The sequence below is a fragment of the Acinetobacter pecorum genome (assembly GCF_014837015.1).
GTDB classification, from domain to species: Bacteria; Pseudomonadota; Gammaproteobacteria; order Pseudomonadales; family Moraxellaceae; genus Acinetobacter; species Acinetobacter pecorum.
Genome location: NZ_JACSPT010000030.1, coordinates 1 through 14,443, shown reverse-complemented (window position 1 = coordinate 14,443; position 14,443 = coordinate 1). Strand labels below are relative to the sequence as shown.

The window sequence follows — 14,443 nt, the reverse complement described above, 5'->3', positions numbered from 1 at the left end:
GGCACGCAATTATAAATCTATGATTCGTATAGCCTGTATATTTATTTGGTGCAAAGCCAAATGAGGACACACCCTAGACAAAAAGTCTAATATAAAGCCTCTTTCATTTTCTGGTCTGCCTGATCTTCCGATAAAGCGTACCCAGCCCAGATAGCAGCAGGGAGCCTGCCTAAAATTGTAACTTGAAGAAATAAACATATCATTGCTGCAAATGTACGTTTTTGCCTTATTTATAAGCTTTAATGATTAATAATCACGAAATACAGACTATAAATAAAATACAGCCATGACCATCAGGACTTTTTATTCAATCTGATTACTGACTTACCAAGATACTTGGACTCTTCATCCTGATATTTCCCTGACAAATTTCACAAAGTGTTAATCCTGCAAAAAACTCATTCGACACTTTATAGGTTAAGATTTTAGACCGTTTATCGTTTGATGCATGGTATGTGACAAAAAAATTTCCGTATTGGCCAGATCCTTAATTTTAAAATTGGTTAAAGTTGCGTAGACCTGGTACTAGTTTTTGAAAAAGGCCTTCTACTTTTTTGCTTTAGAAAAGTGTATAAAAATGAGTACCTATTAAAAAATATGGATCTTTCTATTAAATACTTGAAAACAAATCAAAAAATGTAATAGTGATCATCAATTCAAAAAATCAACTCTATATTCTCACGAGAATATAAAATAAATTTTTTAATATTAATTACTTATTATGTGTGACACGTGAATAATCAATAAAAGCCGTTCTGGTGCCCTAGTATCCAGAACGGCTTACTCTAATATAAAGATACTTCATGAGAAGTATCTAAGCATTTCGTATAACGTGTAGTATATTAATTTCAGAAAAACTGAATAAAATAAGTAAATTTATCTGTCTGTTCTCTTGTTTAAACTTTTAAACCTAAGCTTCAAAATATGGCTGTTTCATGTCTAGGATAATAGAAGCAGTCCACCTGACCGTTATATATGTCGATAGATCTTAGTTAAAATTTAAATTGGTAGGTATTTGGTAGGTAGGATTCTTTCTAACTTCATTCAATACTCATATTACGGTGAGGGTCACCGATAAAATAATCAATGAATGGTAGAAGGAATAACACCATGGCTTTTAAAAATATTTCAGATCAAACTAACGGTTTTTATATTCCCTGTGTTTCACTTTTTGGTCCGGGCTGTGCAAAAGAAATCGGGATCAAAGCACAAAATTTAGGCGCCAAGAAAGCACTGATTGTAACTGATGCTGGCCTGTTTAAATTTGGTGTTGCAGATGACATTGCAAATTATTTGAAAGAGGCAGGTGTTGACAGTTATATTTTCCCAGGTGCGGAACCTAATCCAACTGATATTAACGTGCATCATGGAGTTACAGCTTATAATGAAAATGCCTGTGATTTTATTGTATCGTTAGGTGGGGGCTCATCACATGACTGTGCCAAAGGCATCGGTCTGGTCACTGCAGGTGGCGGACATATCCGTGATTATGAAGGGATTGATAAAAGTACCGTTCCGATGACACCACTGATTGCAATCAATACCACAGCAGGGACAGCTTCGGAGATGACACGTTTTTGTATCATTACCAATACCGATACCCATGTGAAAATGGCGATTGTAGATTGGCGTTGTACCCCACTCATTGCGATTGATGACCCTAAACTGATGTTGGCCAAACCTGCAGGCCTGACTGCGGCAACAGGGATGGATGCTCTGACACATGCGGTCGAGGCCTATGTATCTACGGCCGCCAATCCAATCACCGATGCCTGTGCAGAAAAGGCGATCACTATGATCAGTGAATGGCTCAGTCCCGCAGTGGCGAATGGGGATAATCTGGAAGCACGGGATGCCATGAGCTATGCCCAGTATCTTGCAGGCATGGCTTTTAATAATGCCTCTTTAGGTTATGTACATGCGATGGCGCATCAGCTTGGTGGTTTCTATAACTTGCCACACGGGGTCTGTAATGCGATTTTGCTCCCACATGTCTGTGAGTTTAACCTGATTGCCTGTCCGGAACGTTATGCCAAAATCGCCCAATTGATGGGGGTGAATATAGAAGGTTTAACTGTAACTGAGGCAGCTTATGAAGCGATCAACGCTATTCGGCAGCTTTCATCATCAATTGGCATTCCATCAGGTTTAGCGGAATTGAATGTCAAAGAAGCTGACCTCGCCACTATGGCAGAAAATGCGCAAAAAGATGCCTGCATGTTGACCAATCCACGTAAGGCCAGTCATGCTCAAGTCGTGGATATTTTTAAAGCGGCAATGTAATGCCTCCATGTAAGTCTTGTTTTCAATCATCTGACTTACCCTTTAACAGTCCTTATTTCGTCTACTGAGAAAGTGTGCCAAAAGCAATTCATTGCTTTTGGCTACTGCTTTTACCTTGATAATAGGATAAAAAATAGAGGGGAATTATTTTATAAGCCCCCTAGCCTAAAAATATCCGTGTTTATCCTAGAGTATAAAAATATCCTAATTTCTTCTACTTCGTTCCAGCCAGAAAAAACTTCCCATCGTATGATCTTAATATCATATTTAATCTCTGAGGAATAAACTGTACGTCCTTCATATGACATGAAGATGATCGTAGCTGATTTTGATGAAGTGAGTCCCCTCAAGCGGCCAAGTAAATGGCATAGCCACTGAGAAATCATCAGATTAATAAAATTTTAGGAGATGTTTCAGATTAAATCGACAAGTAAATCTATTGTGAATAGGGATGATGCTGAATATTCCTCCAGATTTTTCCTGTATAACCTTCTATCGCTGAAAGGATTCGCTTTAAAGACCTTTATATTTTAAAAGAGTTTGATGGACGGGATGGGTTTTGGGCATTAGTTCAATCAGGCGTTCCACCGCATCAATCGCTTCAGGAAAATGCGAAACATGTTTCAGCAGGACGTCAGTTTCATTGGCTTTAAAAATGGCATTACTTAGACGTGATTCCAGACAATCTCGCCAGGCACATAAAAATGGACTTTCCGTTTTAGCCAGAAATACGCCAGTACATAGTTTTAGGGCAGAATTAATATATCCAGCATCCAGAGACTGTTCGGTGAGTAAAAAATCGGCCTCTACATGTACCAATAATCGGTAAGGCCTAGAACCTAGCATGCCTCCCAGTACATCGCGTAACTGCGACATTTCTGCTTTTAAGGTGCCCATACTAACTTTGCGTTCACCATATAAGGCCTGATGCAAGCTATCCAGACTCAAGCCTTGCGGACATAGGGCCAAAATGGTCAAAATTTCAATCTGGCGAGGGGTAAGTACTAAAACTTTACCATTGAACATTACGTGTGGCACTGCAAAAGCCCGAATGAACAGGCGTTGCTTCTGGCATTCTAGCAAAGCAGATTGAATGATTGTGGCGCAGCGCTCAGCAGCCAACAGGGCCAAACTGTTATGCTTCTGCCAAGTAGTAGACAGGTCAATAACACCTAAGACCTGTTTTGAATAGGGATCGATAATCGGTGCAGCATAACAAACCCAGTCATGAATGGAGGACATGTAATGTTCACTGGAAAAGACACAGCTGGATTGTTGCGTTTTTAAGGACAGTGCCAGTGCATTGGTTCCGACCAGCTCTTCGCACCATTGCCCACCTTCAATAAAATGTACACTTTCTGCGGCACTTTGCATTTGTGGGCTAGAAGCTGCCCAAATGATGGTACTGCCGATATCTCCGACCGCCAGCACCATAGAAGATTGCTCGGCAATATGTTTTAAATCCTGAGCACAATGTTGCAGGGCTTGGGCTAAAGTTGAGGAAGAAGTGGTCTTTTTTAAATCCGTCAGCGGTGCTGCTAAACGATTCTTCGGGATTTCAGCCGAGGATGAACGTTGCCAGGAGCTGGCAATACTCTGTCCCAGCTGCTCTGCATGTAAGGGAGACAAACTGCTATTTTGCCGAAGCTGATCCGTATTGTGCCTTTTGTCCATCAAATCTTGTTTTGTCATCATTTCTTATTCTCACAACAATTCGTGATTTACATCCGCTGTAATCGTTATTCTTTTAAAATGGATGAAAAGATCGTAAACATGCTAGCTCCAACCTTTTTCCAACCTTACCTCATTTATATTAATCAAATAAGGTGCAGAAGTACCTTATACCAAAGCTGTAGAAGCGGTTTTGCCATACGAACATAAGCAAAGGAAATAAATATGCGTTACATCGATCCTAATCAACCTGGTTCAAAAGTTCATTTTAAAGCACAATACGATAATTTCATTGGCGGCGAATGGGTCGCTCCGGTCAAAGGCGAATACTTTGACAATATCTCTCCGGTAGATGGCAGAGTCTTTACCAAAGTGCCGCGTTCCTCTGTAGAAGACATTGAGTTGGCGCTTGATGCAGCGCATAAAGCCAAAGAGCAATGGAACCGGTCATCTCCGACTACTCGTTCCAATATTCTGCTGAAAATTGCAGATCGTCTGGAACAAAATCTGGAACTGCTGGCCGTGGCTGAAACTTGGGACAATGGTAAGCCCATTCGTGAAACGCTGGCTGCCGATATTCCACTGGCCATTGACCATTTCCGTTATTTTGCCGGCTGTATCCGTGCGCAGGAAGGCGGTATCTCCGAAATTGATGAAGATACCATTGCTTATCATTTCCATGAGCCGTTGGGTGTGGTGGGTCAGATTATCCCGTGGAACTTCCCGATTCTGATGGCTGCCTGGAAACTGGCACCTGCCCTGGCTGCGGGTAACTGTATTGTGCTGAAACCTGCGGAACAGACTCCGGTCAGTATTCTGGTGCTGGCTGAACTGATTCAGGACATTTTGCCACCGGGCGTGTTGAATATCGTCAATGGCTACGGGGTCGAAGTTGGCCGTCCGCTTGCGACCAATCCCCGTATTGCCAAGATTGCCTTTACTGGCTCGACCGCAGTGGGTCAGCTGATTATGCAATATGCCACCGAAAATATTATTCCGGTAACCCTCGAGCTTGGTGGTAAGTCACCGAATCTGTTCTTTGCCGACATCATGGATCAGGAAGATGATTATCTGGATAAAGCGCTAGAAGGCTTTGCCATGTTTGCCCTGAATCAGGGTGAAATCTGTACCTGCCCTTCCCGTGCACTGGTACAGGAAAGTATTGCCGATGAATTTCTGGCGCGTGCAGTAGAACGGGTGCAACGCATTAAAACCGGTCATCCACTGGATACCGACACCATGATTGGCGCGCAAGCCTCACAGGAACAGCAGGACAAGATTCTGGGCTGTATTGCCACTGGCCGTGAAGAAGGCGCACAAATCCTGACCGGTGGTGAAGCACGTCATGAAGTGGGTCAAGGTTTCTATATTGAACCGACCATCTTTAAAGGCACCAATGACATGAAGACCTTTCAGGAAGAAATCTTCGGGCCTGTACTGGCTGTGACTACTTTTAAAGACTTCGATGACGCGATCAAGATCGCCAATGATACGATTTACGGTCTCGGTGCCGGGGTCTGGTCACGTTCTGCGCATACTTCTTATCGTGCTGGCCGTGCCATTCAGGCCGGTCGGGTCTGGACCAACTGTTATCACATCTACCCTGCGCATGCAGCTTTCGGCGGTTATAAAAAATCCGGGATTGGCCGTGAGAACCACAAAATGATGCTGGATCATTATCAACAAACCAAAAACCTGCTGGTGAGCTATTCAACCAAACCGGCCGGTTTCTTCTAAGAAATAAAGTCAATTTAAAGCGAGCTTCGGCTCGCTTTTTATGGTGTTTTTCGTTACACGACACATAGCTGGTCATTAGTCTAATAATAAAATCAGTATCTTAGTTCTTCTAACGAACCATAATGACATCATATTGCGACTCAACCGATGTCATTTTTCAATAAATAATTTTTTAGGTTCAAGATCCATCACAAGATTGTTATTCTCAAATAGAAATGTCCTTTTTGGACATTTCTATTTAGAGCTCACACCTTGTCTTCGCATAAAAGATTTTATGCCAAATAAGTGAGGTTTATATATCAAAACATATCAATGACACTAAGTTATTGCAGTGGTATGTTGTTATTGATAAATCTTTTTATGGGAAAAAAATGAAAAAAAATGTAGGAATTATATTTGGAGGAAAATCAACAGAACATGAAGTATCCCTTCAATCTGCAAGAAATATTGTTGATGCTATAGATAAAGAAAAATTTGATGTGACACTGATAGGAATAGATAAAGATGGGATTTGGCATCTTAATGAAAGCACTCAATTTCTATTAAACTCAGATGATCCAAACCTTATAGCCTTACATCCATCTGGAAGAAATGTAGCTTTTATTCCTGGAAAAAGTGAAAAACAAGTTATTGAATTTCAAAATAAAGCCATATCACAGTTAGATGTAATTTTTCCTATTGTTCATGGAACACTTGGAGAAGATGGTTCATTGCAAGGGCTATTAAAAATGGTAAATTTGCCATTTGTAGGCTCTCAAGTATTAAGTTCTGCTATATGTATGGATAAAGATGTATCAAAGAGATTATTACGAGAAGCAGGATTAAACGTTACACCATATATAAAATTAACCAAACGAAATAGAATAAATATAGATTTTGAAGTTGCTTGCTCCAAGTTAGGTTTACCATTATTCGTGAAGCCTGCTAATCAAGGATCATCAGTTGGTGTTAGTAAAGTAAATACTGTAGGAGAGTTTGAAATAGCTCTGGATACAGCATTCAACTATGATAATAAGGTATTAATTGAAAAAGGTATTGATGGTAGAGAAATAGAATGTGCTGTTATCGGAAATTACAAACCTATTGCTAGTGTCTGTGGTGAGATCGAGTTATCAGATAGTTTCTATTCTTATGAAACAAAATACATTAATGAAAAAGGCGCAAAGGTAACAATACCAGCCAATATATCAAATGAATTAAGTAAAAAAATTCAAGATATAGCTATCAGTGCATATGAAATTCTGGAATGTACAGGACTTGCAAGAATTGATTTTTTTTTAACAAAAGATGAAACTGTATTTATTAATGAAATAAACACTTTACCGGGTTTCACGAATATAAGTATGTTCCCTAAGTTATGGGAAGAAAGTGGATTGAGCTATTCAGACTTGATCACTTGTTTAATCGAATTGGCTATAGAGCATCATCAAGAACAGGAAAAAATTCAAAATACAGTATTTTAGCTAAAATCAACATAATACATGTTATATGAAATGCTTTATTTTATCTTCTATAAATCATATGCTTAACTTGAGTCTTTTCAGGGTTCAGCACACTGGAACGGCTCTTTATTGATTTTTTATGTTTTCTACCTATTCTTTGAGCAATGTTCCACAATTACAATAAGGTATTTTAATTATTTAACTCTTTTGATCATCCTTTTAAAAATTACAACCTATCAAAGTCTAGAAAATATTAATTTTCTAAAAAAGTCGGTGTTATAAAAAACCTGTCCTTTACTGAGAATTTTTTTATGACAATTTATGTTTCATTCAATGACATTCTATGCGTCGCAGATGACAAACCTTGTGTCGTGTGATGTTTTTTAAGCCTGTCATCAATTAACCCAGTTCATTGTTGCAGCAAGGTAAATTGCCGAAAAAAGTTTTAAGCTAATACATTTTGTTTGCTACCTTAACATAGTTCTGAAATGCGCCTTAAGTCATTGCCATGATTTCACTGTGCTGATGGCTCATTGCTACCAGAAACTGAAATAAATCAAACCAGATGGAGTTATCTTTTTTTAATCCCACACTTTGGCTTTTCATCTTTAAAACAAGTCTGATTGATCAGATGCACTGCCTTCAGCAGCTAGCTCTACCAATGATTCATTATCCAGATCAGTGATGCATGACATAGTTGAAATGACCTGCACACCATGAGCTTTAAATAGCCCTGTCAAAATCTCATCTGAATGATTTTGGTCTTTAATAAAGTTGTTCAATACTTCAGCATGCATTACCCAGATATCAAAATCTTTCATCTGGATCTGGCGCACTTCAATGCCATTAATTTTGATGCTTCGATTTGTTGCCAGGAAAAAAGTCATTCATAATCGGGTTTCGGATATTAAAAAACCACCTGAAGAGGGTTTTCTTTTAATGAAAGACTCTCAATATGAATTCTAATTTTTTTCAACTTTAACTTTGTGTACGAGTCGATGCCCCGTATAAGATTCATGACCTACAGCAATAATATCAATCACGCCCTCGCTCTCTAAATTTAACAAGAGATGATAAATTTCCTGCATGTCATTTAGTTCGAAATTACTACCAATCCACTTAATAGCACCAGATTTCATATTTTCTATTTCTTGTTGGATTTTATTGTAATCAACCATAGCCTAGCTCTTATTATCATTTGCGGTTAATTTATATCCGAGGATATATATTTTCAAGCAAGAGTTCTTAACTTTTCGTTAATCAAGTCAACAAAAAGAATCATCTGATAATTGCGCTTACATAAGCCTGTAGCGCCATAACTAAAAGCTTGATCATCTTACATATAGGGACATAGCCAATACACGGCTGGCTTAGTCTCACCTCTACACTGAAATTAAGTTTTAGAAAGGTAGAGGAAATTCAAATGAAAAAGTTTTCGCAAGTTCTATTACTAACTGTATTCGGATTTACTGGAACAATAGCTATCGCAGATGAATCCGTACCTCTAGAGGCTACCGCCGCGGCCGAAGCGCAACAAATTGCTTTAGAATATGGAGATGGACAAGGACAAGGACAAAAATCTGATTCTCCTGATGAATAAACTGAAGCCCTCAAATGAGGGCTTGTTTCAACACTTGGAGATATTTTAGTACTTCCAATTTAATCCTTGTCCCATTTCATAAATAATGAGTATCAAGGAAAATATCATGAGCGCAATCACGATGGCTTCCGCTTTAGTAGGCACGCTGAATTCTCCAACTATCCAACATACATATGTTAAACAAACTAAACAGTTAATAATACAGCAGTTACAAAAATTTTATCGAATGGTAAAAAAATAATGTTTGGAGTTAGCTCGTTTTTTAAGTTATCCCGTATCAATGGCAATGGCTTTCGCCAGTCTTAGTTTCCTTGTGACAACCCTCCTTATCAGCTCGTCCATCATGAGAAAAAGTTGTAGTTGCGAAGCAAGAGACTCAACAATATAACTTTTTTCATACTTGCTCCTTTTATGGTACGAATACTGAGTTTTAGCCTTTTTTGTACAAATTTCAATCATTAAAAACCACCTCAGAGGGTGGTTAAAAATTACATCCATGCATCACATTTATTTGTATTCAGTAATATTAATCGGCTTGCCTTTAACCAATTCCACCACACCTTCGCCACGCTTAAAGTGAATAGACACACCCTTATCATTTGCTAAACGTACACCACTAGCTGCCACAGTTTGTTTTAAACGATGGACTTTACCAGAGTTATCCATCATCTCTGCTGTTTCAAAATTATCAGATGACTTAAGTTGAATGGTCAAATCCATGGGTCCAACAAAGTTTATAACTTGCGTTTCTACCACGGTGTTAACATTAGATGCCGATAAAGCAGATTCATGAGCAGGGTAAGAGTTACATCCTGTTAGTGCTAAAGCTAAAAGGAAGCTACCCACTAAATATTTCATTAAAGTTAGCCTTATAATCGAAAAATACGAAACCGTATATATATTAGTTATTTAAAATAACGAAAAAACCTTCACTTATATTTAAATGACAAAAGATGCCATCAAGTGAGGGGACTTAATAATCACTTGTTCCAACTTGCCATACAAGCACCTTTCCAAGACAATTCAAACTGCTTCTGTTCCGTTTGATTTTCTATAAGTACTAAATTCTTCTCAAGAACAATAAAACGCTGGTAAGGAATATATTTACTGTCTTTATTCTTATAGCTGACTTCCCCACAATCTCCCACTTGATTGCGAAATTTAGATGAATCTGCATTCGGAATAAAGGTTCTAACCTGTTCTCTTGATTCTCTCAGCTGTTTTTCATTTAATACCTCAGGATCTGCTTCAAGGTCTTTAAACTTTTGTTTGCTGCATCCTGCCAGTACTAATATGAATATCCAAATCCCTAGATTTTTCATAATTCCCTCCCGTAGATGGGCTAGAACTTTACATTAATTTTTTAATTATTTTAAAACTGAAAAGTCACTTTATTAAAAACCTCCCGAAGGAGGTTGTTTTTTAAACACTGAATTGAAAGCTATCAGAGAATCCAAATACAACGTTGCCCTATTTTACAAATTACATATATTAAGGTAATTACCATTAGTACAATCATCATAAATTCTACTTTAGTTACCATGGTGAATCCTTCAAATTTTACGCATTTATATATTATAGAAATCAAATTTTCAATAAAAAATAATTAGATATCAATTGATTAAAAAGGTAAAAATATTGTGGTTTATATAAAAAAGCCATTCTAAAAAAAGATTTAATTAAATATCTGTCCTACCATATAAAATGCTAGGCATATAATCAATCATAATAATTTTTTCATACTCAATTTCTTATTCATTTTCTCGCTAATGAAGGGCTGAATATATAATTCAAGCACAAAAAAAAGACGCTATTGCGCGGTGGAGTTCTTGTGCCTGTAGAGGGAATTACGCTGCCGGAATCGTCACAATATAACTATACTAGCGATGTGTTGGATCTGTTTCTTTACCTACATCAAATAAAGTCTGCCCTGAAATTTCATATTGCCCTAATTAGTTATGAATTAATGGAAGGGTTATTTCAGGAGACTTTTAGTTCGTTCTAAACGAAGAACTTTGCATTCTCCACTCTAATCACGAGGTCTGAAGCTGTATCAGCCATCAGCAAAGGGCGCATTGAGTTGAACTCTCTGCTCAACTTGATACGCTGCAACTTGTTGAAGTGTCGCAGCACCATACATTTTTTTCGCTACGGCGGCAGATGAAGTCCAAGTGAATGCAAGGAACTCTTCATTGTCGAGAAGCAGCTCGACAATATGATCGTGATCCGGATTATGCAGCTGACCGCCCCACATAAACCAGTTTTTAACTGGCCCATGTTGATGTCATTAACTTCAAAGCACTGAAGCGATAACCTATCTCTTCCGCATGTTCATAATGATCAATACGCCATGCTTTTGTAGCTAACCTGCCTTTACGTCCGCCGGACCATGGATCGCCAGCAATTTCTATAAATACTGATATTCAATAACATACAAATCAAAATGCCAGTGTTTGGCACTTTTGAAATGAAAATACTCTTCATATTTGATTTCCATCCGATCAAGGATCTCTTTCAATCGATTGAAGACTTCTGAGTATTTTTCACCAGCTTTAGGTAGTGGCCTATTACGAGGTTTATTTTTAACTGGACCTTTGGCAGTCAAGCTTTTATAGCGTTTTGGATCCATAACTTGCACCCATTAAAAAAACCTCCCGAAGGAGGTTCTGTACGTTATTGCTCTTTTCAGTTTTTAACCACAGAATGCCTTCAGGATTGTTTGAGTTTTTGGATCTGCAATAACCGTGACTCGTCCTGGATTATAATCTTTAGTTATAGGCTGACCAGGTGCAACAAGTCTTACAACCTCAGCATTTGTTTTTGATTTGATATCAGCTTCACTCGATAATGTCGTACGTGCTAATTTTGCTGCACTTTCAGGCACGCATTTCTTCATCATTTCTGGTTTGTTAACCACTTCAGTTTCGGGAGTACCGGCACAAGCAGTCAACGCTACTGCAGCAAGAATAAGTGACAAATTATAAATAATTTTCATAAGCTTCTATCTTTGACATATAAAAGCAGGATGATACCTAGGTCGGCTTGGGCAAGCCTAGCCATATCAACAATGTTAATACACTTCTTTAAATATTGAGATTTAAAAAAAACCTACTTAACTCTCCCAAATTAAGCAGGTACATGTCCATTCAGCTATCTTTTTTGTTCTTTTTATGAACAAACATTCTAGCAAATAAGTTATCTGTCCAAATAGAATTATTTAACCTCTTTAGACGAATTGCTAATTATTTAATTTCCTTCAAACATTCCGACATTCTTTCCTTTAGAATTACATTGAACCACACCTAAGTTAAGTTGTACCAGCATTTAGGTTTCAGCCTGAAGCCCCCCCTATGATCTAATCAATTTTTAAGATCACGGAATTATCAGCGTAAACAATAAAACTGATAAGCCGGTTTATAACGTTAATTTCAAATATACCCATTCAAAAAGAATAGATTTTATAGGTGACTTGGAGCCAAATGCTTCGTACCAATATGAAATACATTATTCTGATACGGAAGACTCAATAAGTATTAATTATACGGATAAGGATAAGAAAAATTATTCTGAGTCGGTAGTAGCATATTCTGCAAAATATGATAAAGAAAATATTATATAATCATAGCCATTCGCTTTGCATCATGCATTAAGCATATTTCTCAAAGCTTTTTGATCATTCTTTTGATTGGGCAATTTTCCGATCCATCATGCTCATTTCATCGCGTGACATTAATCCGCATGATAGTGCTTGCCATATTAGTGATTTCGGTTTCGTACTTCTCAATGTTATGTTTTGCTTCTATTATGTCCATTTTCACCACCAATAAGAAAAGAAAAATCCCTGTACATCTAAAATGCAAGGGATTTTGTTTGCCATAATAGGCTCATATATACAGAAAATGTGAGGCTAGTAAAAACTGTATCAGCCTAATATTCCACGGCAATCACAAAGGTGTTCTCGCCCTCTAAATAAGTTTCAAAATTAAAAGCATGTTTGCGGAAATATTCACCCAATTCTAAAATATCATCCTTATCAATAGTATGTAAAGGTACTTTCAAAAGAATTGGATTTTCCTTTCGCTTAGCAATAGCCTGATGAAGCTTAATAAACAATTCTTCGTATGTTAGGGTTATGCTATTAGTCATTTTGGTCACCAGTGATTACCAAAAATACAATTATAACTGAGAAGCAAAACACCTAATGTAAGAATAATTTTATACTTTCAAATAGCATCTATTTCCTTCAAGCAATCCCGGTATTCTTTCTTGCCATTCCTGTTCTCAGTCACACCGTCTAGGCCGAATAAACAGTATATGAATTGGAGCATGTTTTTCCTGATAAAAAAAGCCCACTCATGGAAAGGTGAAGTGGGCTTATAAACTAAGGACCATTGAGGGTCACGAAGAAACTACAGCAGTTTCTACCGGTTATTTTCTACACTAATCATATATTTTACAGTGGCAAAACATACCAACAATAATAATTAAATCATATTGTTGTATAGTTTTAATCTATGATTAATATTTAAAAATCCCTCTTCGCGGGGATAGACGCTACTCACAATCACACCCACCTAACATGCACAGTCTGCTTTAATTGCTTTCAATCCTTTGTAGGGCGGGATGCCAAACCCTGATCTAGATCCCAAGAAGGTAAGTTTACTCGAAGATTTGTTCCACTGGTCAGTACTCGAGCAGGAATAGATTTTCTTTTTATGGACAACAAAAAAGCCCATCTTTCGACGAGCTTTTATTTTATTCTTATAAAAATTAGCTATTGGGATATTTTAAACTTTTCAGACAGTTTTTCCAGACTCTCTAATCTTTCTTGCTTTGAAAGACTATACATGTGGAAACACAACAAGAATATAAGTGCTAATAATACTCCGCCTAAAATCACAACCCTTTGGCTGGTCATAAGGATTCTTCTTGATTTAAACTTAAGCCTTAGTATGACACCCATTTGTTTAAACAAAATAACAAAAAAGCTCAATCTGTGATCGATCTTATATATAGACACAAACAATCAATTATTAATTAGAGATATAACATACATCTAATTTTCCTTTATTCTGCTTATAACAGGTCCAGTCACCTTTGGCTTGGTTAGCAATAATATTTTTAGTTTTATAGTTTCGAAAATATTTTTTGGCTTCACGCACATCTTCAGGAATAGTTCCAAGATGAGGCACGCATTTCCCACCACAAGCTACAGCTACAGACTGTTCGATAAGGTATTCTTGCTTATTAAATTGTAAATCGATGTATGACGCCCCCACATCTCCGCCTGAGAGAATCATACAAGCATAAGATTGTTTCGCCCCATCCACAAAGAAACACTCACCTTCTTTGGTCGGATTTTGATAAGCAAACGCAAAGCTAGATAACCCTAATAATCCAATAGCAATAATACCCTTCATAATTCAAATCCATTTGTTATTAAATACATAAAAAAACACCCACAAACTAAAAGTTTGCAGGTATTGAAATTCTTTAAATTTTTGATCAAGCCGTAATACGACCATTATAGAAAAATCATACTTGAATCAGAAAAATATTACTAGCATTATGCTTCGAATTCTTTATAGGTATTTTTCTTATGCTTTTTAATGGCTTTGGCTGCTTCATCTATTTGATATGTGCTGAATTAGCAGGAGACTTTCACTTGGGATATGCTAGGCAGCTAACCGATAAAAGTTCTCTGCTATTT

At 37.5% G+C, this 14,443-nt stretch carries 14 protein-coding genes and 3 pseudogenes; 5 read left to right on the top strand and 12 right to left on the bottom strand.

Annotation, left to right across the window (positions count from 1 at the left end; all coding sequences use genetic code 11):
* Window positions 1-86: 86 nt before the first annotated feature.
* Window positions 87-218, bottom strand: a pseudogene (locus H9629_RS15435) (YqaE/Pmp3 family membrane protein); the annotation flags it as partial.
* A gap of 892 nt (window positions 219-1,110) precedes the next feature.
* On the opposite strand from H9629_RS15435, the gene mdh reads away from it, so the two are divergent.
* Complete coding sequence (gene mdh, locus H9629_RS14810) at window positions 1,111-2,283, top strand: iron-dependent methanol dehydrogenase (RefSeq protein WP_159516847.1); 1,173 nt, start codon at window positions 1,111-1,113, stop codon at window positions 2,281-2,283.
* Window positions 2,284-2,796: 513 nt separating this feature from the next.
* Here the strand turns inward: mdh and H9629_RS14805 are convergent.
* Complete coding sequence (locus tag H9629_RS14805; RefSeq protein ID WP_191731400.1) at window positions 2,797-3,978, bottom strand: helix-turn-helix domain-containing protein; 1,182 nt, start codon at window positions 3,976-3,978, stop codon at window positions 2,797-2,799.
* 201 nt (window positions 3,979-4,179) lie between these two features.
* Between H9629_RS14805 and exaC the strand changes: the two genes are divergently transcribed.
* Window positions 4,180-5,691, top strand: a complete 1,512-nt coding sequence (exaC, locus tag H9629_RS14800) for an acetaldehyde dehydrogenase ExaC (RefSeq protein ID WP_191731399.1) — start codon at window positions 4,180-4,182, stop codon at window positions 5,689-5,691.
* A 371-nt stretch (window positions 5,692-6,062) separates the two neighbouring features.
* Window positions 6,063-7,154: a D-alanine--D-alanine ligase gene (ddlA, locus tag H9629_RS14795; RefSeq protein ID WP_191731398.1), complete on the top strand. Its 1,092-nt coding sequence runs from the start codon at window positions 6,063-6,065 to the stop codon at window positions 7,152-7,154.
* 587 nt (window positions 7,155-7,741) lie between these two features.
* On the opposite strand, the gene H9629_RS14790 is transcribed toward ddlA, so the two are convergent.
* Window positions 7,742-8,020 carry a hypothetical protein gene (locus H9629_RS14790; protein ID WP_225215832.1) on the bottom strand — a complete coding sequence of 93 codons (279 nt, stop codon included), beginning with the start codon at window positions 8,018-8,020 and terminating at the stop codon, window positions 7,742-7,744.
* Between the two features lie 75 nt (window positions 8,021-8,095).
* On the bottom strand, window positions 8,096-8,311 hold the full coding sequence (locus H9629_RS14785) for a hypothetical protein (RefSeq protein WP_191731401.1): 216 nt from the start codon (window positions 8,309-8,311) through the stop codon (window positions 8,096-8,098).
* A gap of 245 nt (window positions 8,312-8,556) precedes the next feature.
* Here H9629_RS14785 and H9629_RS14780 point away from each other — a divergent pair, with 245 nt between their 5' ends.
* A complete protein-coding gene (locus H9629_RS14780) occupies window positions 8,557-8,733 on the top strand; it encodes a hypothetical protein (protein WP_191731397.1) in 177 nt (58 codons plus the stop codon).
* Between the two features lie 106 nt (window positions 8,734-8,839).
* Entirely contained in the window at window positions 8,840-8,974 is a 135-nt protein-coding gene (locus H9629_RS15520; protein ID WP_263600655.1) for a hypothetical protein, read from the top strand.
* Window positions 8,975-9,010: 36 nt separating this feature from the next.
* On the opposite strand, the pseudogene H9629_RS14775 reads toward H9629_RS15520, so the two are convergent.
* From H9629_RS14775 to H9629_RS14740, 8 genes and pseudogenes are all read right to left on the bottom strand, one after another.
* Window positions 9,011-9,076, bottom strand: a pseudogene (locus tag H9629_RS14775) (YHYH domain-containing protein); the annotation flags it as partial.
* Window positions 9,077-9,240: 164 nt separating this feature from the next.
* Window positions 9,241-9,591, bottom strand: a complete 351-nt coding sequence (locus tag H9629_RS14770) for a hypothetical protein (RefSeq protein ID WP_191731396.1) — start codon at window positions 9,589-9,591, stop codon at window positions 9,241-9,243.
* 122 nt (window positions 9,592-9,713) lie between these two features.
* Entirely contained in the window at window positions 9,714-10,055 is a 342-nt protein-coding gene (locus H9629_RS14765) for a hypothetical protein (protein WP_191731395.1), read from the bottom strand.
* A gap of 818 nt (window positions 10,056-10,873) precedes the next feature.
* Window positions 10,874-11,002, bottom strand: a pseudogene (locus H9629_RS15635) (putative metallopeptidase); the annotation flags it as partial.
* A gap of 138 nt (window positions 11,003-11,140) precedes the next feature.
* Window positions 11,141-11,362, bottom strand: coding sequence for a hypothetical protein (locus H9629_RS15425; protein WP_225215830.1), 222 nt, complete (start codon window positions 11,360-11,362; stop codon window positions 11,141-11,143).
* A 63-nt stretch (window positions 11,363-11,425) separates the two neighbouring features.
* Window positions 11,426-11,728 (bottom strand): I78 family peptidase inhibitor, encoded by a 303-nt coding sequence (locus H9629_RS14750; RefSeq protein WP_064095452.1) that lies wholly within the window; start codon window positions 11,726-11,728, stop codon window positions 11,426-11,428.
* 932 nt (window positions 11,729-12,660) lie between these two features.
* Window positions 12,661-12,879 carry a hypothetical protein gene (locus H9629_RS14745; protein WP_064095453.1) on the bottom strand — a complete coding sequence of 73 codons (219 nt, stop codon included), beginning with the start codon at window positions 12,877-12,879 and terminating at the stop codon, window positions 12,661-12,663.
* Between the two features lie 887 nt (window positions 12,880-13,766).
* Complete coding sequence (locus tag H9629_RS14740; RefSeq protein ID WP_064095454.1) at window positions 13,767-14,153, bottom strand: hypothetical protein; 387 nt, start codon at window positions 14,151-14,153, stop codon at window positions 13,767-13,769.
* Window positions 14,154-14,443: the final 290 nt, after the last annotated feature.

What these genes read in the sequence shown, in the direction of transcription:
- H9629_RS14790 (WP_225215832.1), bottom strand. Translation starts at nt 8,020, where the DNA reads ATGACTTTTTTCCTGGCAACAAATCGAAGCATCAAAATTAATGGCATT.
- H9629_RS15425 (WP_225215830.1), bottom strand. Translation starts at nt 11,362, where the DNA reads ATGGATCCAAAACGCTATAAAAGCTTGACTGCCAAAGGTCCAGTTAAA.
- H9629_RS15520 (WP_263600655.1), top strand. Translation starts at nt 8,840, where the DNA reads ATGAGCGCAATCACGATGGCTTCCGCTTTAGTAGGCACGCTGAATTCT.
- H9629_RS14750 (WP_064095452.1), bottom strand. Translation starts at nt 11,728, where the DNA reads ATGAAAATTATTTATAATTTGTCACTTATTCTTGCTGCAGTAGCGTTG.
- H9629_RS14740 (WP_064095454.1), bottom strand. Translation starts at nt 14,153, where the DNA reads ATGAAGGGTATTATTGCTATTGGATTATTAGGGTTATCTAGCTTTGCG.
- exaC (WP_191731399.1), top strand. Translation starts at nt 4,180, where the DNA reads ATGCGTTACATCGATCCTAATCAACCTGGTTCAAAAGTTCATTTTAAA.
- ddlA (WP_191731398.1), top strand. Translation starts at nt 6,063, where the DNA reads ATGAAAAAAAATGTAGGAATTATATTTGGAGGAAAATCAACAGAACAT.
- H9629_RS14805 (WP_191731400.1), bottom strand. Translation starts at nt 3,978, where the DNA reads ATGATGACAAAACAAGATTTGATGGACAAAAGGCACAATACGGATCAG.
- H9629_RS14765 (WP_191731395.1), bottom strand. Translation starts at nt 10,055, where the DNA reads ATGAAAAATCTAGGGATTTGGATATTCATATTAGTACTGGCAGGATGC.
- H9629_RS14785 (WP_191731401.1), bottom strand. Translation starts at nt 8,311, where the DNA reads ATGGTTGATTACAATAAAATCCAACAAGAAATAGAAAATATGAAATCT.
- H9629_RS14745 (WP_064095453.1), bottom strand. Translation starts at nt 12,879, where the DNA reads ATGACTAATAGCATAACCCTAACATACGAAGAATTGTTTATTAAGCTT.
- mdh (WP_159516847.1), top strand. Translation starts at nt 1,111, where the DNA reads ATGGCTTTTAAAAATATTTCAGATCAAACTAACGGTTTTTATATTCCC.
- H9629_RS14770 (WP_191731396.1), bottom strand. Translation starts at nt 9,591, where the DNA reads ATGAAATATTTAGTGGGTAGCTTCCTTTTAGCTTTAGCACTAACAGGA.
- H9629_RS14780 (WP_191731397.1), top strand. Translation starts at nt 8,557, where the DNA reads ATGAAAAAGTTTTCGCAAGTTCTATTACTAACTGTATTCGGATTTACT.